Source organism: Lysobacter antibioticus (assembly GCF_000731095.1).
GTDB classification, from domain to species: Bacteria; Pseudomonadota; Gammaproteobacteria; order Xanthomonadales; family Xanthomonadaceae; genus Lysobacter; species Lysobacter antibioticus_B.
Genome location: NZ_JMTZ01000060.1, coordinates 1 through 26,841 on the forward strand (window position 1 = coordinate 1; position 26,841 = coordinate 26,841).

At 67.5% G+C, this 26,841-nt stretch carries 18 protein-coding genes; 7 read left to right on the top strand and 11 right to left on the bottom strand.

Annotated elements, in window-relative coordinates; translation table 11 throughout:
* Positions 1-255: 255 nt before the first annotated feature.
* Complete coding sequence (locus tag EX88_RS0116720) at positions 256-1,170, bottom strand: LysR family transcriptional regulator (protein ID WP_031373137.1); 915 nt, start codon at positions 1,168-1,170, stop codon at positions 256-258.
* 101 nt (positions 1,171-1,271) lie between these two features.
* Between EX88_RS0116720 and EX88_RS0116725 the strand changes: the two genes are divergently transcribed.
* Positions 1,272-2,525 (top strand): MFS transporter, encoded by a 1,254-nt coding sequence (locus tag EX88_RS0116725; protein ID WP_152566318.1) that lies wholly within the window; start codon positions 1,272-1,274, stop codon positions 2,523-2,525.
* A 222-nt stretch (positions 2,526-2,747) separates the two neighbouring features.
* On the opposite strand, the gene EX88_RS0116730 is transcribed toward EX88_RS0116725, so the two are convergent.
* Positions 2,748-3,653 carry a LysR family transcriptional regulator gene (locus EX88_RS0116730; protein ID WP_031373139.1) on the bottom strand — a complete coding sequence of 302 codons (906 nt, stop codon included), beginning with the start codon at positions 3,651-3,653 and terminating at the stop codon, positions 2,748-2,750.
* A gap of 134 nt (positions 3,654-3,787) precedes the next feature.
* Here EX88_RS0116730 and EX88_RS0116735 point away from each other — a divergent pair, with 134 nt between their 5' ends.
* The 3 genes from EX88_RS0116735 to EX88_RS0116745 are packed head-to-tail and all read left to right on the top strand — an operon-like array spanning position 3,788 to position 7,161.
* Entirely contained in the window at positions 3,788-5,032 is a 1,245-nt protein-coding gene (locus EX88_RS0116735; RefSeq protein WP_031373140.1) for an SGNH/GDSL hydrolase family protein, read from the top strand.
* 25 nt (positions 5,033-5,057) lie between these two features.
* Entirely contained in the window at positions 5,058-6,089 is a 1,032-nt protein-coding gene (locus EX88_RS0116740) for an aldo/keto reductase (RefSeq protein ID WP_031373141.1), read from the top strand.
* A gap of 55 nt (positions 6,090-6,144) precedes the next feature.
* Positions 6,145-7,161 (top strand): zinc-binding alcohol dehydrogenase family protein, encoded by a 1,017-nt coding sequence (locus EX88_RS0116745; RefSeq protein ID WP_031373142.1) that lies wholly within the window; start codon positions 6,145-6,147, stop codon positions 7,159-7,161.
* Positions 7,162-7,252: 91 nt separating this feature from the next.
* On the opposite strand, the gene fusA is transcribed toward EX88_RS0116745, so the two are convergent.
* The 4 genes from fusA to EX88_RS0116770 form a co-directional block, all read right to left on the bottom strand.
* Positions 7,253-9,316, bottom strand: coding sequence for an elongation factor G (gene fusA / locus EX88_RS0116750; RefSeq protein ID WP_031373143.1), 2,064 nt, complete (start codon positions 9,314-9,316; stop codon positions 7,253-7,255).
* Between the two features lie 883 nt (positions 9,317-10,199).
* Complete coding sequence (locus tag EX88_RS0116760; RefSeq protein WP_031373144.1) at positions 10,200-13,001, bottom strand: AAA family ATPase; 2,802 nt, start codon at positions 12,999-13,001, stop codon at positions 10,200-10,202.
* Complete coding sequence (locus tag EX88_RS0116765) at positions 12,994-13,992, bottom strand: hypothetical protein (RefSeq protein WP_152566319.1); 999 nt, start codon at positions 13,990-13,992, stop codon at positions 12,994-12,996. The genes EX88_RS0116760 and EX88_RS0116765 overlap by 8 nt, the downstream gene beginning before the upstream one ends.
* Positions 13,989-15,446, bottom strand: coding sequence for a hypothetical protein (locus EX88_RS0116770; protein WP_152566320.1), 1,458 nt, complete (start codon positions 15,444-15,446; stop codon positions 13,989-13,991). Before EX88_RS0116770 ends, EX88_RS0116765 begins: the two co-directional genes overlap by 4 nt.
* 171 nt (positions 15,447-15,617) lie before the next feature.
* On the opposite strand from EX88_RS0116770, the gene EX88_RS0116775 reads away from it, so the two are divergent.
* The 3 genes from EX88_RS0116775 to EX88_RS0116785 all read left to right on the top strand — a co-directional run bounded on the left by EX88_RS0116775 (position 15,618) and on the right by EX88_RS0116785 (position 19,643).
* Positions 15,618-17,666, top strand: coding sequence for an NADPH-dependent 2,4-dienoyl-CoA reductase (locus EX88_RS0116775; RefSeq protein ID WP_031373147.1), 2,049 nt, complete (start codon positions 15,618-15,620; stop codon positions 17,664-17,666).
* A gap of 703 nt (positions 17,667-18,369) precedes the next feature.
* Complete coding sequence (locus EX88_RS0116780; protein WP_051885222.1) at positions 18,370-18,867, top strand: cell wall hydrolase; 498 nt, start codon at positions 18,370-18,372, stop codon at positions 18,865-18,867.
* Positions 18,868-19,031: 164 nt separating this feature from the next.
* Positions 19,032-19,643, top strand: a complete 612-nt coding sequence (locus EX88_RS0116785) for a glutathione S-transferase N-terminal domain-containing protein (RefSeq protein WP_031373149.1) — start codon at positions 19,032-19,034, stop codon at positions 19,641-19,643.
* A 393-nt stretch (positions 19,644-20,036) separates the two neighbouring features.
* Here the strand turns inward: EX88_RS0116785 and EX88_RS0116790 are convergent, their stop codons facing one another.
* The 5 genes from EX88_RS0116790 to prpE all read right to left on the bottom strand — a co-directional run bounded on the left by EX88_RS0116790 (position 20,037) and on the right by prpE (position 26,468).
* Entirely contained in the window at positions 20,037-20,552 is a 516-nt protein-coding gene (locus EX88_RS0116790; RefSeq protein WP_051885223.1) for a hypothetical protein, read from the bottom strand.
* A 292-nt stretch (positions 20,553-20,844) separates the two neighbouring features.
* Entirely contained in the window at positions 20,845-21,996 is a 1,152-nt protein-coding gene (gene prpC / locus EX88_RS0116795) for a bifunctional 2-methylcitrate synthase/citrate synthase (protein WP_031373151.1), read from the bottom strand.
* Positions 21,997-22,325: 329 nt separating this feature from the next.
* Positions 22,326-23,213 (bottom strand): methylisocitrate lyase, encoded by an 888-nt coding sequence (gene prpB, locus EX88_RS0116800; protein WP_031373152.1) that lies wholly within the window; start codon positions 23,211-23,213, stop codon positions 22,326-22,328.
* Positions 23,214-23,345: 132 nt separating this feature from the next.
* The gene (locus EX88_RS0116805; protein ID WP_051885224.1) at positions 23,346-24,398 is read right to left on the bottom strand and encodes a suppressor of fused domain protein; all 1,053 of its coding nucleotides are present in this window, start codon (positions 24,396-24,398) and stop codon (positions 23,346-23,348) included.
* A 159-nt stretch (positions 24,399-24,557) separates the two neighbouring features.
* Positions 24,558-26,468, bottom strand: a complete 1,911-nt coding sequence (gene prpE, locus EX88_RS0116810) for a propionate--CoA ligase (protein ID WP_031373154.1) — start codon at positions 26,466-26,468, stop codon at positions 24,558-24,560.
* Positions 26,469-26,841 lie beyond the last annotated feature (373 nt).

Here is a 26,841-nt window from a genome sequence, read left to right on the forward strand (position 1 = left end):
CCCGATGAAAAACGGCGCGCATCCTTGCGCGCCGCCCTCCGGGTCTTCGATTGCCTCCGCGAGTGCGAGACGGCGCACAGCAACGGCAACGGCCGTCGCTGCTCTTGGGTAGGAGCGGCGCAAGCCGCGACCGCGCCACAGCAGACTCGCGACGAAATCAGATGGCACCGATTTTCACCGGAACGACGGAATACACGGGCAAAAGATAAGATCCGACAATCCCAAGAGGCCGCGATAGCGCCCCCTTCGCTCCCCTCACCCACCCCGCTCCCACGGCGGCACCTCGCCGAACCACTCGGCGAGAAAATCCACGAACACGCGCACCCGCGTCGGTACGAAACGGCGTTGCGGCATCACCGCGCTGATCGCGGTGTCGGGCAAGGTGTAATCGGGCAACACCCGCACCAATCGCCCGCTGCGCAGATCCTCATGCACGTGCCAGACCGAGAAGTGGGCGATGCCGAGGCCGGCGATCGCGGCGTCGCGCAGGACTTCGCCGAAGTTGCTCTCGAGGTGGCCGTTGACGCGCATGCTGGAGGCATGGCCGTCGCGGTCGAGCAGGCTCCAGTACTCCATGCGCCCCTGCGCGCCGACCAAGAGCAGGCATTCGTGGTCGGCCAGGTCCTGCGGTATGCGCGGGGCGACGCGACGCCGCAGGTAGTCGGGCGAACAGGCCAACACGCGGCGATTGTCGGCGAGCTTGCGCGCGACCAGGCTGGAGTCGTCGAGCGGGCCGATCCGGATGGCGAGGTCCATGCCGGAACCGATCAAGTCCAGGCGTTCGTCGTTGAGGTTGACGCTGAGCCGCACCGCCGGATAGCGGCGCTGGAACTCCGGCAGCAGGGGCGAGATGTACATGCGCCCGAACGAGGCCGAGGTGGTCACGCGCAGGATGCCGCTCGGCTCGCTGCCGGCCTGGCGCAGGTCGGCGGTCAGGGCTTCGAGCTCCTCGATCACCGCGCGGCCGCGTTCGGCCAGGGCCGTGCCTTCGGCGGTGGCGTGCAGTTGCCGGGTAGTCCGGTGCAGCAGGCGCACGCCCAGGTCGCGTTCGAGCCGCTTCAGGCGTTGGCTGGCGACCGCGACCGACAGGTCGAGGCTGCGGGCGGCGGCGCTGATCGAGCCGAGGTCGAGCACGCGCAGGAACAAGCTGAGGTCGGCGATGCGGTCCATGGCATTCTCAACGAATTGTTGATAGTGATTCGTCATCTTGGTCGTTTTTCCACAAGATGCAACGGCCTAGGCTGCCGCATCGTTTCCGCGGACCCGCCGCCATGCATGCCTCCTCCCCCGCTACACCCGCCGCCCGCCGCGGCCTGCCGGTCGCGCTGTACGCGCTGACCGTCGGCGCCTTCGGCATCGGCACCACCGAATTCGTGATCATGGGCCTGCTGCTGCAGGTCGCCGCCGACCTGCAGGTCGGCCTGGCCGCGGCCGGGCTGTTGATCTCCGGCTACGCCCTGGGCGTGTTCGTCGGCGCGCCGGTGCTGACCATCGCCACTGGGCGCATGCCGCGCAAGGCGGTGCTGGTGGCGCTGATGGTGATCTTCACCATCGGCAACATCGTCTGTGCGATCGCGCCGAACTACACCGTGCTGATGATCGCGCGGGTGATCACCTCGCTCGCCCACGGCACCTTCTTCGGCGTCGGCGCGGTGGTCGCGACCGGCCTGGTGCCGGCCGACAAGAAAGCCTCGGCGATCTCGATCATGTTCACCGGCCTGACCGTCGCCACCCTGCTCGGCGTGCCGGCCGGCGCCTGGCTCGGCCTGCACCACGGTTGGCGTTCGACGTTCTGGGCCGTGGCCGTGATCGGCCTGATCGCCACCGTCGTCATCGCCACCCTGGTGCCGAAAGAAAAGAAGGCGCCCGAGCCTGTCGCGCTGCGCAAGGAAGTGAAAGCGGTGGTGCATCCGCAGGTGCTGCTCGGCTTGGCGATGACGGTGCTCGGCTTCGCCGGCGTGTTCACGGTCTACACCTTCATCCAGCCGATCCTGACCCGCATCAGCGGGTTCGGCGAGGCCGCGGTGTCGCCGATCCTGTTGGTGTTCGGCGTCGGCATGATCCTCGGCAACATCCTCGGCGGGCGCCTGGCCGACAAACGCCTCGCCCCGGCCTTGATCTCGACCCTGATCGCGCTGGCCGTCGTACTCGGGCTGATGACCTTCGCCCTGCACAACCAGATCGCCGCGATCGCCTTCGTCGGCCTGCTCGGCGTCGCCGCGTTTGCGACGGTGTCGCCGCTGCAGCTGTGGGTGCTGCAGAAGACCGATCCGGCTGGGCAGAACCTGGCATCCAGCCTCAACATCGGCGCCTTCAACCTCGGCAACGCGCTCGGCGCCTGGCTCGGCGGCGCGGTGATCGAATACGGCCCCGGCCTCGGTGCGGTGACCTGGGTCGCGGCCTTGGTGACGCTGTCGGGCCTGGTGTTGGCGGTGTGGGCGGCGCGCTTGGATGCGCCCGGGCGGACGGCGATGGCCGTGGGCAAGGAAAGCGACGACGCGGTTGCCGCGTGCGCGGCGGGTTGAGTGTTGCCCGTCGTGCGCGTGCCGTTACACGTGTGTGCTTTTAATTTTGCTCGTCACCCCCGCGTAGGGCGGGGTGAAGGGATGCGCTTGCGAGCCACTGGCTCGCGCATCAGTGAACGCCAGGGCGCTGTGCGCCCTGGCCGGGCCGCAGAGACTTCAGAGCCATGTCGCGGTAAAGCCCTGGATTCCCGCCTACGCGGGAATGACGGTAATCCCGACTCATCACTCCACTGCGAAAAACCCCGGCGACTGCGTCAGCCGCTCGCCGAGGAACTGCAGGAACACGCGGGTGCGCAGCGGCTGATAGCGGCGCGACGGATACAACAGGAAGGCCTCGTGCGGCGAGGCCTTCCATTGCGGCAACACCCAGGCCAACTCGCCGCTGTCGATCAGATCCTGCACCAGCCAGGCCGGCGCCAATCCCAGGCCGCTGCCGATCAGGAAACTTTCGCGAATGCCGAGCGAATTGTTGATGCGGTAGCGGCCGTTGGCGCTGAGCTTGACCGTCTCGCCATCGGGGCCGTGCAGTTCGTAGTGCTCGCTGGCCCAGGCGAAGCGCAGGTAGTTGTGCGCGAGCACGTCCTGCGGCCGTTCGATCCTGGGATGGCTGCGCAGGTAGCCGACCGACGCGACCAGGCCGCGCGGCGACACCGCGACGCGACGCGCGACCACGTTCGGCGGCAAGGTCGCGCCGAGCCGCAAGGCGATGTCCATGCCCTCTTCGACCAGATCGACGAAACGGTCGTTGAGGATCAGCTCGATCTCGATCTGCGGGTACAGCGCGAGGAACTCCTGCACCAGACGGTTCATGCGCAGCACGCCGACGCTGACCGGCGCGCTGACCCGCAACAGGCCGGCCGGGGTTTCGGTGGAGCCGCGCGCGTCGGCGACGGCCTCGCCGTATTCCTCCAACACCCGCCGCGCGCGTTCGTAGAACCGCCGGCCTTGTTCGGTCGGGGCGAGGTGGGTGGTGCTCCGTTGCAGCAGGCGCACGCCGAGGTCCTGTTCGAGTGCGGCGACGATCTTGCTGACCGTCGGCTGGGTCGTGTGCTGTTCGCGCGCGACCGCCGACAGGCTGCCGAGTTCGACCGCGCGCACGAAGGTCTGCATGGAGCGGAGGGTGTCCACGGGGACCTCGCTGTCGTTTCGGCAAGTCATTCCAATATGGAATGGGCTATATGCGATTTTGCCTTCTACCGGCCAGATTCGGAAGAACCTAACTTGAACCCCGTCGAATCCGCGACGCCTGCCGAACCCAAGCCATGAAGACTTCCCTGCTCAAGCCCCTGACCGCCGCACTGCTGGCCGTCGCTTTCATCGCCCCCGCCCAGGCCGCCGACGCCGCCCACTGGGTCGGCACCTGGAGCGCCAGCCCGCAGCCGACCTTGGCCCCCGATTTCGTCCTGCCCAACGGCGCCCCCGCCGAGCTGCGCGACCAGACCCTGCGCCAGGTCGCGCGGGTCAGCGTCGGCGGCTCGCGGGTCCGCATCGAGCTGTCGAACGCCTACGGCGACCGCCCGGTGACCATCGGCGCGGCGCATATCGCCCGCAGCGCCGGCGCTGCCGGCATCGAGACCGGCAGCGACCGCGCCCTGAGCTTCGGCGGCCAGCCGTCGGTGACGATCCAGCCCGGCGCGCCGGTGCTCAGCGATCCGGTCGAACTGGAGGTCGCCGCGCTCGGCGAGGTCGCGGTGAGCCTGTACCTGCCGCAGGCCACGCCGCTCCAGAGCTTCCATTGGGAAGGCCGCCAGGACGCTTACCTCGTCGCCGGCAATCGCGTCGCCGACGCCGTCTTGGCGAAGGGACAGGTGCTGCAGACGCGTCCCTGGCTCAGCGGCGTCATCGTCGACGCGCCGCGCCCGACCCGCAGCGTGATCGCGCTCGGCGATTCGATCACCGACGGCGCCGGTTCCACGCCGAACCGCAACCAGCGTTGGCCCGACGCACTTGCCGCACGCTTGGCGCAACGCGACATCGCCGTGCTCAACGCCGGCATCTCCGGCGGCCAGGTGCTCAACGACGGCATGGGCGTCAGCGCCCTCGCCCGCTTCGAGCGCGACGTGCTCGGGCGCAAGGCCGATGCCGCGATCGTCCTGCTGGGCATCAACGACATCGCCTGGCCCGGCAGCAGCTTCGAACCCAAGCGTGAGGCCATGAGCGCCGAGCGCCTGATCGCCGGCTACCGACAACTGATCGCCCGCGCCCGCACTCAGTCGGTGCGGATCGTCGGCGCGACGCTCACCCCGTTCGAAGGCGCGCTCGAAGGTTCGCCGGTCCACGGCTATTACGACCTCGACAAAGACCGCGTGCGCCAGACGGTGAACGAATGGATCCGCAGCAGCGGCGAGTTCGATGCGGTGGTCGATTTCGATGCGGTCGTCCGCGACCCGCAGCACCCCGCGCGTTTCCTGCCGGCCTACGACTCCGGCGACCACCTGCACCCCGGCGACGCCGGCTACCGCGCGATGGCCGCAGCCATCGACGAAGCCCTGCTGTTCGGCCGCTGATTCCCCTTCCCACGAGGACACCACCATGGATTACCGCACACTCGGCCGCTCCGGCTTCAAGGTTTCCGCACTCGGCTTCGGCGCCGGCACCTTCGGCGGCAAAGGCCCGCTGTTCAGCGCCTGGGGCAATACCGACACCGACCAGGCACGCCGCCTGGTCGACCTGAGCCTCGACGCCGGGGTCAACTTCTTCGACACCGCCGACGTCTATTCCGACGGCGCCTCCGAATCGATCCTCGGCGCGGCGATCAAGGGCCGTCGCGACGAGGTCGTGTTGTCGACCAAGCTGACCCTGCGCGCCGGCGACGGCCCCAACGATGTCGGCGCCTCGCGTCACCATTTGCTGCGCGCCACCGACAAGGCGCTCAAGCGCCTCGATACCGACTACATCGACCTGCTGCAGCTTCATCACTTCGATGCGATGACGCCGGTCGAGGAGGTGATGTCGACGCTCGACGACCTGGTCCGCGCCGGCAAGGTGCGCTACATCGGCGCGTCGAACTTTTCCGGCTGGCAACTGATGAAATCGCAAGCCGCCGCCGACCGTTACGGTTACTCGCGCTTCGTCGCCAACCAGACCTATTACTCGCTGATCGGCCGCGACTACGAATGGGAGCTGATGCCGCTCGGCCAGGACCAGGGCGTCGGCGCAGTGGTGTGGAGCCCGCTCGGCTGGGGCCGGCTGACCGGCAAGATCCGCCGCGGCCAGCCGCTGCCCGAAGGCAGCCGCCTGCACGACACCGAAGGCTTCGCCCCGCCGGTCGACCCGGAGCGTTTGTACCGCGTGGTCGATGCGCTCGACGAGATCGCCGCCGAGACCGGCAAGAGCGTGCCCCAGATCGCCTTGAACTGGCTGCTGCAGCGGCCGACCGTATCGACCGTGCTGATCGGCGCGCGCAACGAGGAGCAACTGCGGCAGAACCTCGGCGCGATCGGCTGGAACCTCGATGCGGCGCAGATCGCGAAACTCGACGCAGCCAGCGCCGTCACGCCGCCCTACCCTTACTACCCGTATTGGAACGGACAATTCGCCGAACGCAATCCGGCGCCGGTCTGATCCCCACGCTTGCTCATTCCCTCATTCCCTCGTCTCGTCCTGTCCTGGAGTCTCCATGAAAGCCGTCGCCCTGACCCGTTACCTGCCCATCGACGATCCGCAGTCGCTGCTCGACGTCGAGCTGCCCGCGCCGAACGCGAGCGGCCACGACCTGCTGGTGCGGGTCGAGGCCATCTCGGTCAACCCGGTCGACACCAAGGTACGCTCGCCCAAGCCGCAGGTCGAAGCACAGCCGCGCGTGCTCGGCTACGACGCCGCCGGCGTGGTCGAGGCCGTCGGCGAAGCGGTCGCCCGCTTCAAGGTCGGCGACCGCGTCTACTACGCCGGCGACATCACCCGTCCCGGCACGAACAGCGAGTTGCATCTGGTCGACGAACGCATCGTCGGCGCGGCGCCGAAGTCGCTGAGCGCGGCCGAAGCCGCGGCGCTGCCGCTGACCGCGATCACCGCCTGGGAACTGTTGTTCCAGCGCATGCCCTACGACAGCGAACACGGCGGCCGCGGCAAGACCTTGCTGGTCATCGCCGGTGCCGGCGGAGTCGGCTCGATCGCTATCCAGATCGCCAAGCGCGCCGGCTTCCGCGTCGTCGCCACCGCCTCGCGTGCGGAAACGGTCGAATGGTGCCGGCGCATGGGCGCCGATGAAGTGGTCGATCATCGCCAGCCGCTGGCGCCGCAGTTGCAGGCGCTCGGCATCGAACAGGTCGATGCCGCGCTCAATCTGGCCGATACCGATCGTTACTGGGAGGTGCTCGGCGAACTGCTCGCGCCGCAAGGCCACGTGGGCCTGATCGTCGAACCGAGCGGCGCCTTGAAGATCGGCGACCCCTACAAGGCCAAGTGCATCGGCATCCACTGGGAAATGATGTTCGCGCGCCCGCGCTTCCGCACCGCCGACATGATCGAACAAGGCCGCTTGCTCGACCGCGTCGCCGAACTGATCGACGCCGGCGAACTCAAGGGCACGCACACGCAGACCCTCGGCAAGATCGATGCGCAGACTTTGCGAGAGGCGCATCGCCGCCTGGAGTCGGGGACTACGATCGGGAAGGTGGTGTTGGCGGGTTGGTGAAGGGTGCGTTCCTTAGTCACCGAAGCATGACGCTGAAGTCTCTTGGGGCCGGCATGCCGGCCCCTTCCCATTCCTCTTTACCGACTCGGCTTCATGCCGCTTTCGGCGCCGAGCGCGCTTCTTCGTAGCTGTCGAACACCATCGAGGCCGAGGCCCGGCCCTGCGTCAACGAACGAAGGGTGGTCGTATAGCCCGACAACTGCGCCAACGGCGCACGCGCGGTGACGTCGGTCCGGTTGCCCTTGTCCTCGATCGACAGCACGCGTCCGGAACGCCGCTGCAGGTCGCCGACCACATCGCCGACGTTGCCGGCAGGCGTGTCGACGACCAGCGCCATGACCGGTTCGAGCAAGGTCGTGCCGGCCGAGGCCAACGCCGCCTTCAGCGCGTCCGACGCGGCACGCTGGAACGCCAGTTCCGACGAATCCACCGCATGCGTCTCGCCGTCCACCAGGCTGACGCTGAGGCCGACCACCGGGTAGCCGCGCGGGCCTTCCGCCAGCGCCGCACGCAGGCCCTTCTCGGTCGCGGCGACGAAGTTTCTCGGCACCACGCCGCCGCTGGTGCGGTCGACGAACTCAAACTGACCGTCGCTGCGCGGCGTCACATCGATCACCACGCGCGCGAACTGGCCGGAACCGCCGTTCTGCTTCGACAGCTTGCCTTCCACGCCCGACACCGGCTTGCTCGGTGTTTCCTGGTAAGCCACGCGCGGCGAACCGGTGCGCACCTCGACGTTCCACTCCTGGCGCAGGCGCTCGACCATGACGTCGAGATGCAGCTCGCCCATGCCCCACACCAGCGTTTCGCCAGTCTCGGCATCCGTGCCGACGCGGAACGACGGGTCCTCCTGGGCCAAGCTCGCCAGGCCCTGTCCGAGACGGATCAGGTCGCTGGCCTTGCCGGCCGTCAGACGCCACGACAACACCGCCGGCTGGGCCTGGATCGAGTCCAGCACCAGCTTGTGTCCGACGCCGCTGAGGCTTTCGCCGCTGACCGCGTCCTTCCATCCCGCCACCGCGACGATCTCGCCGGCATAGGCCACCTCGACGTCCTGGCCGCGGTTGGCCTGCACCACCTGCAAGCGACCGACGCGTTGCGCGCGCCCGCGTCCCGAAGCCCACACCGTGTCGCCGACCCGCAAGGTGCCGGAGTACAGCCGGATGAACGACAGCGCGCCGTGCTCCTGGTGCACGATCTTGAACAACAGACCGCTCAGCGGGCCGGTCGCGTCGGCCGCGAGGGACACCTCGCCGGCTTCGCTTTCGGCCTGCACCGCAGGACGGTCCAGAGGCGACGGCAGGTAATCGACGATCGCGTCCAACAGCGTTTCCACGCCCTTGTTCTTGAACGCCGAGCCGGCCAGCACCGGCGTGCCCGCGCCTTTCAGGGTGGCGCGTCGCAGCGCCGCCTTGAGCAGCGCGGCATCGATGGCGCGCGCGTCGAGGAAGGCCTCGGCGAGCTCGTCGTCGTGGTCGGCGACCTGTTCGATCAGGCAGTTACGCAGCGGCGCGTACTCGGCGGCCTCTTCGTCGCTCCAGGCGCGCCGCAGGCTCGCGCCGGCGTCGTCCCACAGCAGCACGCTGCGATCGACCAGATCGACCCAACCGCGCAACTCGCTTTCCGCGCCGAGCGGCCGACCGATCGGCCACGGCGTCGCATCGAGCTTGTCGCGCATCTGCGCGAGCACGAGATCGAACGAGGCGCCGACGCGGTCCATCTTGTTGACGAACGCGATCGAGGGCACGCCGTGGCGACGCGCCTGGCGCCACACGGTTTCCGATTGCGGCTGCACGCCGTCGACCGCACTGAACACGGCGACGGCACCGTCGAGCACGCGCAGGGAACGTTCCACTTCGATCGCGAAATCGATATGTCCCGGGGTGTCGATGATCGTCAGCCGGTGTTCGGCCTGGTCCTGCGGCGTCCAGAAGGTCTGCACCGCGGCCGCGCCGATGGTGATGCCGCGACGCTGTTCGATCTCGGTGTAGTCGGTGGTCGCCGCGCCGTCGTGGACTTCGCCGACGCGATGGATGGCGCCGGTTTTCCACAACAAGCGTTCGGTCAGCGTGGTCTTGCCGGCGTCGACGTGGGCGATGATGCCGAGGTTGCGCCAGCGGGAGGGGGTGGAAACGTTACGAAGCGTGGTGTTCATGAGAATGCTTGCCTTGTTGCCAACATGGGAGGCCGCGCGTCCCTGTTGGCTACGGGGCGCGCGGCTAGGTTTGGGTTTCGGCCGTGGAATTCATGGCACGTTCTCCTTGGTTTTCCGGGCATTGCAGTGAAGGGAATCCGACGCGGGAACCTGTTCGGTCCGGGCCGGCGAAAAACAGCGGGCAATAAAAAAGCACCCTTGCGGGTGCTCTGTTCTGGTGTGGCTTCGATCGGTCGATTACATCGACCCGGAACCGAAGATCACAGGAGGCAGGCGCACCCGGCCCGCGCTCTCGCGCTGGGCTTGCAGCGATATCAGTAGCGGGAACGACTTCATGGATGCGGTGCGACTGCGGTTTTGGGTGTGCATAGAGTAAGGCCGGCGCGTCAGGAGTCAATCGGATTGGGGCCAGGACTGGTGGGATTTATCGTTCCACCCGATGCACAAAGCACGGGCCGCATCGTCTGCCTTCGAAGGTACGTAGCGGGCGCGGACCATTGCCCCCTTTGAGAAGGGGGCGAGCGCTCGACGCGGGCTTCGCTGCGGAGTGAGATTCGGAGCGCGGGGGATTTGCTTTGGCTTTGGCTTTGGCTTTGGCTTTGAGAGGAGCAAAGCAAATCCCCCCTCCCCCCCTTTTCCAAAGGGGGGAATAGCAAGAGCGGAGCCTGCGGTTACGCGAACAATTGCCCCCTTTAGAAAAGGGGGCGAGCGCCCGTCGCGGGCTTCGCTGCGGAATGAAATTCGCAGCGCGGGGGATTTGCTTTGGCTTTAGCTGTAGGAAAAGCAAAAGCAAATCCCCCCTGCCCCCCTTTTCCCAAGGGGGGGAACAGCAGGAGCTGGGGCCGGCGGGTAGCGAAACCGAGGCGGCACCGCCGCCTCGCGATTACGCCGCCTTGTCTTCGACCTTGCGCTTCAGCACGGCCACCGCTTCCGCCCAAGGGTTGCCGCCTCGGCGCTTGCTGGTCGCCAAGACCAGGTCCGAAGGCTCGAACACGTTGAGGTTGTGGGTGATCGGCGTGGTCAGGATGTACTGCGCATCGGTGGCGCGCAGGAAGCGGCCGACTTTCTCGATGTTGAACACGTCCAGATGGGCGAAGGGTTCGTCGATGAAGACGAAGCCGCCCGGCTGGTCTTCGTCGCGCAACAGGGCCACCAGCAGCAACAGGGACTTCATGACCTGCTGTCCGCCCGAGGCTTCGCCGTCGTCGAGGCCGATCCAGCCCTTGCGATCGAAATCGAAGCGCACCGACAGGCCGGCCTGGGCCAGGGCGACATCGTCGTTGGCCAGTTCGGGCATGTCGGCGTCGACGCCGATGCCGGCGAGTTCGCCGAGCGCGGCAAGGTTCTTCTTGTAGCGGCGCACGGTGGCGCGCAACACGTTGATGTAGGCGCCACGCGCTTCCTGGGTGAGGCGCTTGGCGCGTTCCAGATGCGATTCGCGACGGCCGATGGAGTTCTCCAGTTCGCCATGATCGGCCGCGATCTTGTCGCGCAACGGGATGCAGGACTCGTCGTCGACGAAACCGCCGCGGGAAAGACGGTCGTCCATGCGCTCGATCTCGCGGCGCACCGCCGAGGCGCTTTCGTACTCTTCGCGTGCGGCGGCGAGCGCGATGGCGCTGCGCCAGGCCTCCGGCATCATCGCCCGCTTGCGGCGGTAGTCGAGGATGCGTTGGATCAGGCTCTGGCGTTCGCCGTTGATCTGCTGTGCGCGTTCGCGCAGCTCGCGGGCGAGCGCGTCGATCTGGCCCTGACGCTTGGCCGCGGCGATGCCTTCGGCCTTGTCCTGCTCGGCGGCCTCGTCGATCTTGGCGCGTGCCTGGGCCAGCGCCGCGGCGGCTTCGGCGGCAGCCTCGGCGAGACCGGGCAGCCGCGCCTGGGCATCGGCGAATTCGGCCGCGCGGGTAACCAGTTCCTGCGCGGCATCGAGCCCCATCAGGCGCGATTGCTCGGCGTCGACGCGCTGGCTCAGTTCCTGCAGCTCGGCCTCGCGCGCCTGGCTGCGCTGGGCGATCGCGGCGAGTTCGGCGCGTAACTCGGCCAGGTGCGATTGACGCGCACCGGTGCCGAAGTGGTGCTGAGTGCCGCCGATATGGCGGCCGCCTCGGCTTTCGCGCAGATAGCCCTTCTGGGTGATCCAGTCCTGCCCGGCCGGCAAGCGCGAGCCGTGTTCGATGTCGGTGACGCGGCGGATGCGGTCGAGCTGGCGCGGCAACCACGCCGGCGGGTCGGCCGAGAAACGCACGACTTCGAGCAAGGTGCCGGCGCCGGCCTTCGGCACCGGCGCGCGTTCGGCGACGATGAAGTGGCGGTACTGCTGACTCTCGCCGAGCTTCCAGGCGACGCGCGCGTCCTTGGGGTTCTCCAGCACCAGCAGATGCCGGTACGGCGCCAGCACGGCCTCGATCGCGACCGACCATTGCGGATCGGTGATCTCGACCAGTTCGGTCAGTACGTGGTGCTTGATGCCGGCCTGGTCGAGGCCGGCGCGGAAATCGCGCTCGAACGGCTCGATGATGCGGCCGCCGCCGCTGAGGGCGGCGATCTGCGCGGAAATCTCGCCGCTGCGCTTGCGGTCGCGCTCGGCTTCGAGCTTGAGCTCGGCCTGGCGGCGACGGCCGTTCTCGACGCTGGCGCTGAGCGCCTCGACGTCGATGGCGCCGCGCTGCGCCTGCAGCTTGGCCAGCTCGTCGCGGCGCTTGACCAGCATCTCGGCGTCGCGCGCGGCGTCGCGGGCCTGGGTGAAGGCCTGTTCGCTGGCCGTCACCTGGCGGCGCGCTTCGCGCATCGCTTCCTGCAGCACGTCGCGGCCGGTCGCGGCGATGGCGTCCTGCGCGCGCATCTCTTCCAGCACCCGCTCGCGTTCGCGCAAAGCGCGGCGCAAACCGGTCAAACGCGGCTTCGCGCCGTCGATCACCGCACGCTGATCGGCCAGTTCGACCTTCGGCGCGATTTCGCTTTCCAGGCGCTGGCGCTGATTGCGTAGGGCATTGCCTTCCTCGAACGAACGCACGTCGGCCTTGGCCGATTCCAGGCGCAGATGCAGGCCGGCCAGGTCCTGGCCGAGCTGCTGCAGTTCCTTCTCGACGTCGAACTGCTCGGTGCGGGCGCGCTGGTAATCGTCGAGCACGGCCTTGTCTTCGAACACGTCGAAGATCAGCTGCAGCAATTCGCGCGGCGAGTACTGGCAGAGCTTGTCGGTCGCGCCCTGCTCCAGGGTCAACACGCGGCAGATCGCGCGGGTCAGGCCGGCACCGGCCAGGCGCACACGGTAGTCGCGCACCCCCAACCATTCGCCGCCCTGCTCCAGGGTTTCCACCGGCGTGTCGCCGGCGACGATCTGGTAGTCGCGGCTCCAGTCGCCGCCGCGCTTGCGGATGCGGCAGGCCAGGGTGACCACGTCGTCCTTGATCGGAAAGAACGGGCGGCCGCCGCGCCGGTCGGGGCGGTTGCTGACCACCGCGCGCAACCAGGCATAAGGCTTGCCGTTGTGGCGCAGATAAGTCTTGTAGTCGCGCGCGGTGTCGCGATCCTCGATCGCGAGCAGGGTGCGCAGCGCATCGAGCAAGGTGGTCTTGCCCGAGCCGTTGGGCCCGACCACGGTGACGATGGACGCATCCAGCGGCAGTTGGAAGCGCTGCCAATAGTCCCAATGCACGACTTCGAGCGAGCGGAATTCAAACATCGGCCGCGGCCTCCTCGTCGTGTTTCAGTTCGGTGGACGCAATCGCTTCGTCGTCGCTGTCGGCGTCGGCCGCGTCGTCGCTTGCGGCGGTCTGTGCGTCTGCGTCTGCATCGACTTCCACTTCGATATCGGCTTCGACACCGTCGCCATCGGCCGCATCGGCTTCATCCGTAGCGAGCTCCGGCAACGGCTCCGCCGCGTCGGCGTCGAGCGCCATCGCGGATTCGTATTCGGCGTTCGCCTCGGCATAGGTGTCGAGGTCGGAATAGATGCCGGCCTCGATGTCGGCCAGCAGCGCCGCGTCGGCTTCGGCTTCGGCCGCGCTCTCGCCTTCGGGTTCGGCGTTTTCGGCGCTGTAATGGCGCGCTTCGGCGACGACGAAAGACAGCGCGCCGTTCATGACCCGGCCGGCGATGCGTTCGTAGTCCAGAGCCAGGTCCAGCAACGGCCCCTCATGGATGCGTTCCTTGCGGCGGACGATGAAGCCCTGCCGCGCCAGCGAACCCAGGTTGAACTGGATGCGGGTCTTGCCGCCGAGCTTTTCGCCGAAGTCGGCGAGCAAGGTGCGCTCGTTGATCGGCTCCACCACTTCGGCGCCGACCGGAATCGGCTTGAGCTCGGCGAACATCTGCTCCTGGTCCTGGTCGCGGTCGGCCTGTTGGCGCGCGATCTGGCGCTGGCGCTTGGGCAGCACCAACAGCGCCCACAGCACCACCAACAGCGCGACGGCGTCGCGGTCGAGTTGCAGGTTGGTCGAGGACCAGGCCTTGGCGCTGCCGAACACCGCCGATTCCTGCGGGCGGGCGATGCCGACGGCGATGTTGGCGGCGTAAGGATGTTCGAGCAGGCGCATGCCGGCCGCGGCGAGGCGGCGGTCGAGGTCGTTGCGCTGTTCGGCGTCGGTCAGCAGTTCGCGGACCGCTGCGTCGTCGCGCGGCAGCCAACGCTCGGCGATGAGGCGCGCGATCAAAGAGGCGATGGGATCGTTCATCGGGTGTCTGCGGTGTCCTTGGTCGCTTTGGCGCGCTTGCCCGAAGGCGCGGCGCCGCGCCCGGAGGCGGTCTTCTTGGGTTTGGCCGCGGCCTTGCGTTCGTCGGTGGACGCGTCGCCGCCGTCGGGGGTTTCGTGCTTCGCCGCGCGTTTGCGCGGTGCGCGCGCGGCCAGTCGCATTTCCTCGCTGATCGCTTCGAGGCGGCCGCGGCTCATATAGGCCACGCCGGCGCGATCGACGATCTCGAATTCGGGCTCGACCCTCCACGACAACGGCAGACGCGCCATCGAGGCGCTGACGCCGTTGCGGTTCTCGGCGCCGGGATCGCCGATCAGGCCGAGCAAGGACAAGCGATAAGCGCTGATCGAGAAGCTGTCCTGCGGCACCACGTCGATCAATTCGGAAGCGTCGCCGGTCAATGCAGTCAGCTCGTCCAACCAGCGTTCGGCGAACTGGAAGTCGGTAGCCGCGGCCGGCGAGGCGTCGGTATCCGGTGCGGCCTGCGCCGGCGGCAGCGACTGGTCTTCGCGCGCTTCGCGCTCGCGTTCGACCAGTTCGTACTCGGCCACGTCGAGCGCGATCGGCGCCAGCATGAAAGCCGGGATCGCCGAACGCGCGAGCACGTCGTCGGCATGCGCGGCGAGCGCCTCGATGTCGAGCCCGCGCAAATAGCGGTTGACGTCCGAGGACGACAGTCCGCTCGCGCCGAGGTGCACGCGATGACGGTCGAGCTGGCTCAGCGCGCGCTGGAACACCGAGGCCTGGCGCAGCATCGCGCTCTGGGCGCGGCCGATCTGCTGGGCGACGCGGTGGGTGTGGCTGTCGAGTTCGACGTCCGAGGAAATCTCCTCGACGATCTCGGTGCCCTTCTCGATCCAGCGCCAGGCCGACTGCAAGGTGCCGGCGGCGCGCTGGATGCGGTGTTCGGAACCGCTGAGCACCGCCTGGTCGAAGTCCTCGCGCAACTCGTTGAGGCGCGACAGCAGGTGTTGCAGATCGTCCGAACGCACCCGGCCGACCGCCTGCCCGGCGGCGATCTGCGCGGTGACGTAGGCCAGTTCGTCGCCTTCGCGGTTGAACTGCAGCAGCAGGCCGATCGACGCCAGCGCCTGGCGCCCGACCGGGCTGATGCGGTAACGCTGGGTTTCGCCGTCCCACAGCAACAGGTCGTTCTCGCGCAGGCGGCCGATCACGGTGTCGAACTTGACCGGGTCGAGGTAGCCGAAGTGCTCGCGCAGTTCCTGCGGTGTCCAGTCCGGGGCCTGGCCGCGCTCGCCGATGGCGCGCAGCACCAGCAGCCGCACCATCACCGACTCTTCGCCGCCGTGGAACAGGGTCGAGAACGCGCGCAGCAGATCGCGCGCGCCCAGCAGCGGCTGCAGGTCGGGCAGGTCGGCGGCGACGATGTCGGCGCGCAGGTAATCCTGGAGGCTGTGGTCTGGGGCGGCGTCCATGGACTCGGGACTACGGAGGGTCGGGCATGTTCGGCGATGGGTCCGGTCCGTGACAACCGTTGCAATCCGCCGCGTTCGGTGCCTGTCCTCGCGCCGCTTTGACGGGGACCTTGAATTAGCACGGCTTTCCCGGCATCGTGCACAATCCATACGCCAGCGTATCCAGCCAGCATGTCCACGGCCGCCAGCAACTCCGCCCCGCATCCGCTCTATCCGCAGCTGTTCGCACCGCTGGACCTGGGCTTCTGCACCCTGCCCAACCGCGTGCTGATGGGCTCGATGCACACCGGTCTGGAAGACAAGGCCGCCGACTTCCCCAAGCTGGCGGCCTATTTCGGCGAGCGCGCGGCCGGCGGGGTCGGCCTGATCGTCACCGGCGGCTTCGCCCCGAACATCGTCGGCTGGCTCAAGCCCTTCGGCGGCAAGCTCAGCTGGCCCTGGGAAACCGCCAAGCATCGCCAGGTGACCAAGGCCGTGCACCAGCACGGCGGGCGCATCTGCATGCAGATCCTGCACGCCGGGCGCTACGGCTATCACCCGCTGCAGGTGGCGCCGAGCAAGCTCAAGGCGCCGATCAACCCGTTCACCCCGCGCGCGCTGTCGGCCGGCGGGGTCGAGCGCCAGATCAAGGCCTTCGTGCGCACCGCCCGGCTCGCCCGCGAAGCCGGCTACGACGGCGTCGAGGTGATGGGTTCGGAAGGCTATCTGCTCAACCAGTTCACCGTGCCGCGCACCAACAAGCGCAAGGACGCCTGGGGCGGCGACACCGCCCAGCGCATCCGCTTCTGCGTCGAGATCGTGCGCCGCATCCGCGAGGCCTGCGGGCCGGACTTCATCATCATCTACCGCCTGTCGATGATCGATCTGGTCGACGAAGGCTCGAGCTGGGCCGACGTGGTCGTGCAGGCCAAGGCCATCGAAGCCGCCGGCGCGACCCTGATCAACACCGGCATCGGCTGGCACGAAGCGCGGGTGCCGACCATCGCCACCTCGGTGCCGCGCGGCGCCTTCACCGGCATCACCGCGCGCCTCAAGCCCGAGGTCGGCCTGCCGCTGATCACCACCAACCGCATCAACATGCCCGACGTGGCCGAGCGCATCCTGGCCGCGGGCGAGGCCGACATGGTGTCGATGGCGCGGCCGCTGCTGGCCGATTCGCATTGGGTGGCGAAGGCCCGCGCGCAACGCAGCGCCGACATCAACACCTGCATCGGCTGCAACCAGGCCTGCCTGGACCACGTGTTCCAGAACAAGCACGCGAGCTGCCTGGTCAACCCGCGCGCCTGCGCCGAGACCGAGCTGAACTACCTGCCGACCCGCGCGCCCAAGCGCATCGCCGTGGTCGGCGCCGGCCCGGCCGGGTTGGCCTGCGCCACGGTCGCGGCCGAACGCGGCCACCGCGTGACCTTGTTCGATGCCGCCGACGAGATCGGCGGCCAGTTCAACCTGGCCAAGAAGATCCCAGGCAAGGAAGAGTTCCACGAAACCCTGCGTTACTTCGGCGGCAAGCTCGAGCAGACCGGGGTCGAGCTGCGCCTGGGTACGCGTGCCGACGCGGCCGCTCTGGCCGGCTTCGACGAGGTCGTGCTGGCTACGGGTATCGCGCCGCGCCAGGTGAATTTCCCCGGCGCCGACCACGCCAAGGTCTGTTCCTACCTCGACGTGCTCAAGGGCCATGTGGTGCCGGGCAAGCGCGTGGCGATCATCGGCGCCGGCGGCATCGGCTTCGACGTCGCCGAGTACCTGGTCCACGAAGGTCATTCGGTCAGCCTGGACCCGGCGCGCTGGCGCGCCGAATGGGGCGTCGACCTGGGCTACGGCGACAACCGCGGCGGCCTGGTCGAAGCGCGGCCTGAACCGCCGGCGCGCGAGGTCTGGCTGCTGCAGCGCAGCCCGGGCAAACCCGGCGCGAAGCTCGGCAAGACCACCGGCTGGATCCATCGCGCCACGCTCAAGGCCAAGCAGGTGCGCATGATCGGCGGGGTCGAATACGTCGGCGTCGACGACGACGGCTTCCGCATTCGCGTCGACGGCAGCGAGCAGTTGCTGCCGGTCGACCAGGTCGTGATCTGCGCCGGCCAGGAACCGTTCAAGCCGCTCGCCGCGGCGCTCGCCGACAGCGGCAAGCCGGTGCACGTGATCGGCGGCGCCGACGTCGCCGCCGAACTCGACGCCAAGCGCGCGATAGACCAAGGCAGCCGCCTCGCAGCTGCCTTGTAGTGATACGCAGCAGCCGGCTTGCGGCTGCTTTGTAAAACGACACGCAGCAGCCGCCTCGCGGCTGCGTCGTAGCTGGACATCCAAGCGCAGAGGCGCCGCTCTCCTGCGGCGATACATATATATGTCTGCGGCGTCGCGAGCAGCGGCCGCAGCCGGCCCTATACAGACCAAGAACGCTCTCTTTGATCGCAGCGCCGGCACCCCACGGGTCGTGGTCGGGGCTTGCGCCGCTCCTACCCCTGGGGTTCGAAGCAGCCGGACAGGGCCGAATCCAGCCGATTGCCGAGTCCACCCAGGGCCGGAGACGCCAAATCGACGCTGCGGATCGCCTCCATCAGCCCGGATCATGAATCACTGAGACGACCCGGGCACGGTTCGTGCCGGGCTGAAGCCCAATGAAACCAAGGGTCTAGGCCCTATTCAGAATAAAAACTCCAACTAATTTAGAAACTTAGAAATTGTCATTCAGGGTTTGTTTGGCAAGCCGTCGCTACCTTGCGCCAACTTTTCCGCCACCCCTGCAGAGGTGGCATCCCACACCGCCCGCGTCGGACAAGACACGGTTCCCGGTGACGGGGCAAAGCGCGCCGTAGAGCCGCCGCCCTCCCCAGTACGCCATGCGGCCTCACCGCTGTCGCCATCTTCCCGATTCATGGAGATGGAAGACGGAGTGCGGCCAGCGCAACGGAGCAAGGAGTCAACGATGAAACTGGCCTGGATCCTGTGGTTGGCTTCGGTATTGCCGCCACAAACCGCCGATTCGCTGTGTTTGAGCACCACCGTGTACCTGGAAGCCCGCGATCAGTCCCTGCGCGGCCAGCAAGCCGTCGCCGAGGTCGCCCTGCGCCGTCGCGACAGCGGCCTGTGGGGCACGACGGTCTGCCAGGTGGTCACGGCCAACAAGCAGTTCGCCCCGAGCCTGGTCTCGCCGGGCACCCGTCTGAACAACAGCGAGGCCTGGACCGAGTCGGTCAACGTCGCCTTGGCCGCCGAACGCAACTGGGCCCTGCCGGCCGGTCAGCGCAAGGAAATCGTGCCGGGCGCGAGCCATTTCGCCGCCCTCGCGATCGCCAGCCCGTCCTGGCGCAACGCCTACCAGGTCGCGACCATCGGCGACCACACCTTTTACAAGGTGCAGAAGCTCAAGCCGCGCCGCGTCGTCGCCGAGGCCGAGTTGCCCAAAGGCGTCAGCAAAGGCTGATGCCTTCATAAAGGCTCAAGCGTCAGCAAAAGCTGATGCCGCGTTCATGGCATCCGCATAGCGCCGGTGCCGTAACGCTCCGTTGCAGTCTCCTCCTTGAGGATACGAAGCAGGTCGGTGATAGTCGCCGACCTGTTTTTTTTCTTTCCATGGAGGCGTTAAGCATGAAGCTCTACAGCAAGCCCGGTGCGTGTTCGACGGCCGACCATATCGCCCTGCAATGGACCGGCGGTGCGTTCGAAGTCGAAGTGATGGACAAGGACTCGATCAAGGCGCCCGCCTTCCTCGCCATCAATCCGGCCGGTGCCGTGCCGGCGGTGGTCGACGGCGATTTCGTGTTGACCCAGAACGCTGCGATCATGGGCTACATCGCCGACACCTTTCCGCAGGCGCAGTTGACCGGCGACGGCAGCGCGCAGCAGCACGCCGAAGCCGCGCGTTGGCTGGCCTTCGTCAACTCCGACGTGCACCCGGCGTTCCTGCCGATCTTCGCGCCGGGCAAGTTCCATCCCGATCCGGCCCAGGCCGATACGATGCGCCAGCACGCACGCGAGCGTCTGCGCGGCTTGTTTGCGAGCGCCGACCAGCGCCTGGCCGATCGCGAATGGATCGCCGGCTTCCGCAGCTACGCCGATCCCTATCTCTACATCACCCTGCGCTGGGCCGACTCGGTCAAGGTCGACCTGTCCGGCTACGAGCACTTGGCCGCGTTCAAGCGCCGCATGGAAGCCGACGCCGGCGTGCAGGCCGCCTTGAAGGCCGAAGGCCTGCTCTAAGGCTCGATGCATGCATTGCAGAGCGGCGCATCGATGGATGCGTCGCTCTCGTGCAAACGCAACGGCAGCGGCCGTAGCGACTTTTGTAGGAGCGGCGCAAGCCGCGACGAACGAAGCGGTGTCGACGCACGCCGATGGGTATTGCGAGATCCCAGTCGCGGCTTACACCGCTCCTACAAAAGCCGCATCGCCGCTGGGGCGGGAGCGGCGTCCTGCTGGATTTCCTTCGGTCACGAGCCGTGATCGGCGAAGCGGCGGCATGCACGCGCCTGCGCAGCCGCATGATCTACCTCAGCGCACAGGCGGGTTGTCGGCAAAGTAAGCTGCGACGTCGGTGACGGATCACGGTCGCGACTCGCGTCGCTCCTACCCTTTGCATCCGACCCAGGCTGGTCAAGCCCCGGCCGCGAAGCGGTCTTCGATCTCGGCGGCGATGTTGTCCTTGCGCACCTTGGCCAAGGCGGCGCTGAGGTCGGGCAGCAATTCGGCGAGCTCTTCGCTGTTGCCGCAGCGCTCGATCTTGAGCTGCAGGAAATAACCGCGCAGCCCCAAGTGCTCGCGTACGGTCTCGGTCATCAGGTTGTACAAGGTCTGGTAACGCTGCGCGGCATCGGCGGCCGACACCGGCGGCGGCACGACGGCGGCGAAGGCGATGCCCGGCGTCGGCGCATGCGCGGTCATCGTCGCGGCCACGGCCGCCGACGAGGCGATCAAGCCCATCGTTTCCAATTGCTCCAACGCATCGGTCGGGCCGTGCAGGCTGCCGATCAGATCGCGCAGGTGGCGCACGCTGCGATCGCCGTCGACGATCAGCAGGATCGAACGCAACACCGGCGGCAATTTGCGCGAGCGGTTCTGGATTTCGTCTCGACCGTCGTTGGTCTTAACCGGCATATCGCTGTCGCGCATGGTGTTCCCCGTGTTGAATCCCGTCGCACGACGGATGTCCGAGGCCGGAGGCGCGGCGTCTGCTCCCCAAGCCGTGCGCTTGGGCGCGCGGCCGCGCCGTTGTCCTCCCGGCTGGTCCGGGACTATGCCATGTCGCACCATGACGTTTCTGTGTCGTATTCGACGTTAGTCGTATGCGGCAATCGCTACGCTGGACGCCGCGAGCGCAAACGCAAAAGGCCAGGCACGAAGCCTGGCCTTTTGCGTGGCCGTCCTGCGTTTATACCGCCGGCGCGAAGCCGGCGGCGCGCGCTCAGCGCTGCTCGATCGGCACGTAGGCGCGGTCTTCCGGGCCTGTGTAGTTCGCGCTGGGGCGGATGATCTTGCCGTCCTCGCGCTGCTCGATCACATGCGCGCTCCAACCGGTGGTGCGCGCGATCACGAACAGCGGGGTGAACATCGGCGTCGGGATGCCCATCATGTGATAGGCCGAGGCCGAGTACCAATCCAGGTTCGGGAACATCTTCTTCAGGTCCCACATCAGGTTCTCGATGCGCTCGCTGACGTCGAACAGGGTCTGGTTGCCGCCGTCCTTGCACAGGCTGCGCGAGAGCTCCTTGATGATCGGATTGCGCGGATCGCCGACCGTATAGACCGGATGGCCGAAGCCGATCACGATTTCCTTGCGCTCGACGCGGGCGCGGATGTCGGCCTCGGCCGCATCGGCGTCGCCGTAGCGCGAGATGATGTCCATCGCGACTTCATTGGCGCCGCCGTGCTTCGGCCCGCGCAGCGCGCCGATCGCACCGGTGATGCACGAATGCAGGTCCGAACCGGTGCCGGCGATGACGCGCGCGGTGAAGGTCGAGGCGTTGAACTCGTGCTCGGCGTACAGGATCAGCGACTTGTCCAGCGCATCGGCATGCAGCGCGCTCGGCGGCTCGCCGTGCAGCAGGTGCAGGAAGTGCGCGGCGACGCTGTCGTCGTCGGTCTCGCAGTCGATGCGGCGGCCGTTGCGGGTGAAGTGCCACCAGTACAGCAGCATCGAGCCGAAGCTGGCGATCAGGCGGTCGGCGATATCGCGCGCCTCGGAGGCGACGTGGCCTTCGCGCTCGGGCAGTACGGTGCCGAGCACCGAACAACCGGTGCGCAGCACGTCCATCGGGTGCGCATTGGCCGGCACCAGTTCCAGCGCGTCGGTGACGATCGCCGGCAGCCCGCGCAGGCGCTTGAGCTTGAGCTTGTAGGCCTTGAGCTGCGAGGCCGTCGGCAGCGCGCCGTGCACCAGCAGGTGCGAGACTTCCTCGAAGGTCGACTTGGTCGCCAGGTCGTGGATGTCGTAGCCGCGATAGTGCAGGTCGTTGCCGCTGCGGCCGACGGTGCACAGCTCGGTATTGCCCGCGGCGGTGCCGCTGAGGGCGACGGATTTCTTGGGCTTGGGCAGGGTCTGTTGCGTATCGCTCATGGTCCTTCCTCTAGATAGATTGTCTACTCGTCCCTATCCCCTCTCCCGTTTACCGGAGAGGGCAAGGGTGAGGGCGCGCGACGTCCGGCTACATCGTGGCTGGAAGTTTCGCTGGCCCTCATCCGGCCTGTCGGCCCCCCTTCTCCCGCTTGCGGGAGAAGGAAAATCAAGTACTCCCCCCGCTTGCGGGAGAAGGAAAATCAAGCACTCCTCCCGCTTGCGGGAGAAGGAATATCAAGCACTCCCCCCGCTTGCGGGAGAAGGAAAATCAAGTACTCCCCCCGCAAGCGGGAGAAGGAAAATCAGGCGCTTGTTCTCTGTGGAAAGCGTCAACCGTTCTTCTTGGCGAACAGCGCGTCGAGCTTGCCTTCGAAGGCGTGGTAGCCGATGCGGTCGTACAGCTCTTCGCGGGTCTGCATCGTGTCGACCACGTTCTTCTGGTGGCCGTCGCGGCGGATCGCCTGGTAGACATTCTCGGCGGCCTTGTTCATGGCCCGGAACGCCGACAGCGGATACAGCTGGATGGCGACGCCGGCCGAGGCCAGTTCGTCGCGGGTGAACAGCGGCGTCTGGCCGAACTCGGTGATGTTGGCCAGCACCGGCACCTTCACCGCATCGACGAAGCGGCGGTAAGTCGGCAGATCGTAGGCGGCCTCGGCGAAGATGCCGTCGGCGCCGGCCTCGACGCAGGCGATCGCGCGTTCGATCGCGGCATCGACGCCGTCGACCGCGATCGCGTCGGTGCGCGCGATCAGAAAGAACTCGGGATCGGTCTTGGCGTCGGCTGCGGCCTTGACCCGGTCGACCATTTCGTCGGCCGAGACGATTTCCTTGCCCGGGCGATGGCCGCAGCGCTTGGCGCCGACCTGGTCCTCGATATGGCAGCCGGCCGCGCCGGCCTTGATCAGCGACTTGACCGTGCGCTCGATGTTGAACGCGCTCGGGCCGAAGCCGGTGTCGATGTCGACCAGCAAGGGCAAGTCACAGACATCGGTGATGCGGCGCACGTCGATCAGCACGTCTTCGAGCGTGTTGATGCCCAAGTCCGGCAGGCCCAGCGAACCCGCGGCGACGCCGCCGCCGGACAGGTAGATCGCGCGATAACCGGCGCGCTTGGCCAGCAGCGCATGATTGGCGTTGATCGCACCGATGACCTGCAACGGCGATTCTTCGGCGAGCGCGGCGCGGAACTTCGCGCCAGCGGACAGTAGCGTCATCTTGAAACTCCGGATGGCCCGGGCGGGGCGATCCGGCATTTTAACCCGCCTCGCCGACCCGCCGATGACGGCCCCGTACAGTCGCCCGGGCCGCGGCCCGCGACAGCGGTCCCAGACCGGCGCTCAGGGGCTTCAGCCGAGCTTCGGCTCCGGCCGGTCGTGGTGGCCGTGGCCTTCGCTCTTGCGCACCACCACTTCGACCGAGTCGAGCCCTTCGACCTGGTAGCGCCCTTCCTGAGTGCGCAGGCAGGCCACCAGATTGCGCAAAGTCGCCTCGTTCAGGCGCAGATGCAGGGCCTCGTCGGCGACTTGCGCGCTGTTGCGCGGCGCCGGTTCGAACACGATCCGCGCGGTGGGACCGATCAGGCTGAAGGGCTTTCCGAACGGCAGGCGCAGCGGCAACAAGGCGAGCAACTCGCCGACCTGGCGCGAGTCCAGGGAGATTTCGGTGATCGGCCGGCGCAGCAGGCGCTTTTGCTGGCGCCACTCCAGTTGCTCGGTATAGACCATCGCCGAACTGGAGCCTTCGTGGAGGGAGCCTTCATGCAGGCGCTCGGCGATCTGCACGTCGTCGAGCAGGGATTCGCGATCGAGCTCGGTCACCCACAGCGGCAGGTAATCGAGAAAGACCTCCAGCACCCGCAGGGTCGACCAACGCTTGAGCGCGAACTCTTCTTCGTTGGTGATGCCGACGGCCTGCAGGAACTCGACCCGGCCGTTCTCCGTCTCGATCGCCGGCAACTCGGGATCGGGCGCGAACGCCACCGCCTGGATGCGGGTGGTGGTGTCGGCGGCGATCGGGCCGTTGGCGTTGAGGTAGTGCCCGGCGTGGAACGCGTTGCCGCTCTCGAAGACGTAGCGGGCGAGGTTCTGCAGGAAATCCGGCACCCAGGCCGGCGGGGTTTCGGCGTCGCCCGGGTTGGCCAGGCGGAAGGTCAGCTCGAAACCGAAACCGCTGACCTGCGGATCGTCGGAGGCCTTGCGATACAGCTCGCTGAAACCGTAGGTGATGAAGTGCCAGTGCGGCACCGGGGTGATGCGTTTGTAGGCGCGGATGCCCGCCAAGGGTTCGCTGCCGTCGTCGACCGAGGGACCGTAGTGCTTGGGCTCCTGACGCAGATACAACCGGGTCAAGGCCCGGTCGATCGCATCCCAACCTGGCGCGCTGTCCTGTAGTGCATCCATTACGCGTTCTGCCTCGCTTTTGGCGATGAGAGCGGACGTACCCGCACACTGGGGCCGATGCTAACGCGACTGCGGAAAAAGTTCTGTCAACAAGCCTATCGCCATCCTCCCCGGCTCTCAACAGTCCGCCCTCAACAGTCTGCCCTCGACAGCCGGCCCTCAACCGCCGGCGTCGGCCCCGCGCGCCAGGGCGCGGCGGACCTCGTCGAGCGCGGCCGGGTCGTCGAGGGTCGACAGGTCGCCGGGGTCGCGGCTTTCGGCCAAGGCCTGGATCGAGCGCCGCAGCAACTTGCCCGAACGCGTCTTGGGCAAGGCATTGACCACGTACACCCGCGCCGGCCGCGCGACCGCACCGAGCTGCTCCACCACGCAGCGCTGCATGCCGGCCGCCGCCCCGGCCGGGTCCTGGTCGGCGGACTGCTTGAGGGTCGCGAACACCACCGGCACCTGCCCCTTGAGCTCGTCGTGCACGCCGATCACCGCGGCCTCGGCGACGCTGGCATGGCTGGCGACGGACTCCTCGATCTCGCGCGTGCCGAGGCGATGGCCGGCGACGTTGATCACGTCGTCGGTGCGGCCGAGGATGAAGGTGTAGCCGTCCTCGTCGCGGATCGCCCAGTCCAGCGAGCTGTACAACAGCTCCTTGAAGTGGCTGAAGTAACTCGACAGGAAGCGCGCGTCGTCGTTCCAGACCGTGGTCATGCAACCCGGCGGCAGCGGCGGCACGATCACCAGCACGCCCTTCTCGCGCGGGCCTACGTCGGCGCCGGTGGCCTCGTCGATCACCCGCAGGTGATAGCCCGGCGTCGGCAGCCCGGGCGAACCGAACTTGACCGGTTGCAGGTCCAGGCCGGGCATCAAGGACAGCACCGGCCACCCGGTTTCGGTCTGCCAGTAGTTGTCGATGATGGTCTTGCCGATGCCGTCGGTGATCCAATGCGCGGTCGGCTCGTCGAGCGGTTCGCCGGCGAGGAACAGCCATTGCAGTTTCGACAGGTCGTGTTTCTTCAGCCACGACGCGTCCTGCTTCTTCAGCACGCGGATGCCGGTCGGCGAAGAGAACATGGTGCGCACGCCGTACTGCTCGCAGATGCGCCACCAGATGCCCGGGTCCGGATTCGTCGGCAGGCCTTCGTACAGCACCGAAGTCGCGCCGGCGATCAGCGGACCGTAGACGTTGTAGGAATGGCCGACCGCCCAACCGACGTCGGAGGTGGAGAACATCACCTGCCCGGCGCGGATGTCGTAGATCGACCACATCGACAAGGCCAACGCGACCGCGTAGCCGCCGACGTCGCGCTGCACGCCCTTGGGCTTGCCGGTGGTGCCGGAGGTGTAGAGCAGATAGCTGGGCTCGTTGGATTCGAGCCATTCGACCTCGACCTGGGCGCCGTCGTGGAGGGCGCGCAGGGCGGCATAGTCGACATCGCGCCCGGCAACCAGCGTCAGCGCCGGATCGAGGCCGCGGCTGACGACCAGCACCCGCGGCGGCGGCGACTGCGCTTCGGCGCAGGCGGCGTCGACCAGCGGTTTGTAAGGAATAACCTTACCGCCGCGCATGCCGGCGTCGGCACAGATCAACAGCTTGGGCGTGGCGTCGTCGATGCGCAGGGCCAGGTTGTGCGCGGCGAAGCCGCCGAACACCACCGAATGCACCGCGCCGATGCGCGCGCAAGCGAGCATGGCGAACACCGCCTCGGCCATGTTCGGCATGTAGATCACCACGCGGTCGCCGCGCCCCACATCGAGCGACTTCAGGATCGCCGCGAAGGTATTCACTTCGCGATGCAATTCGGCGTAGCTGACCTCGCGCGTCAATCCGGTTTCACTGGAGATCGCGATCAGCGCGGCCTGCTTGCCACGCGCCTGCAGGTGGCGGTCGACCGCGTTGTAGCAAAGATTGGTTTCGCCGCCGGCGAACCAGCGCCGGAACGGCGGCCGCGAATAGTCGAGGACCTGTTGCGGCGGCTTGTGCCAATGGATCGCCTGCGCCTGCTCGGCCCAGAACGCCTCGGGCTGCTCGATCGAGCGGCGATGGAACGCTTGATAGGACTCGACCTCGTCACGCATGCGGCTGCCTCGTGCGACCTTGGGGGCTACCGCTCGCAGGCTAGACCAAGCGACGGGCGGGCGGCGTTACGACCATGGTCTAGAGGGGTGTTGGCGGGGTGTGAATGGGGACCTGGCGGCCTAGTCGGAGGCTTGCTCCAGGAGTCGCTGCCCTGCCCTTGCTGCGGTCAGCCATTGCTGTGGCTGTGGCTGTGGCTGTGGCTTTGGCTTTGGCTTTGGCTTTGGCTTTGGCTGTGGCTGTGGCTGTGGCTGTGGCTGTGGCTTTGGCTGTGGCTTTGGCTTTGGCTTTGGCTTTGGCTGTGCGCAGCCTAAGACTTGCGAAGGCAATGGAAGACCCGGAGGGCGGCCTGCATGGATGCAGGCCGTTTTTCAT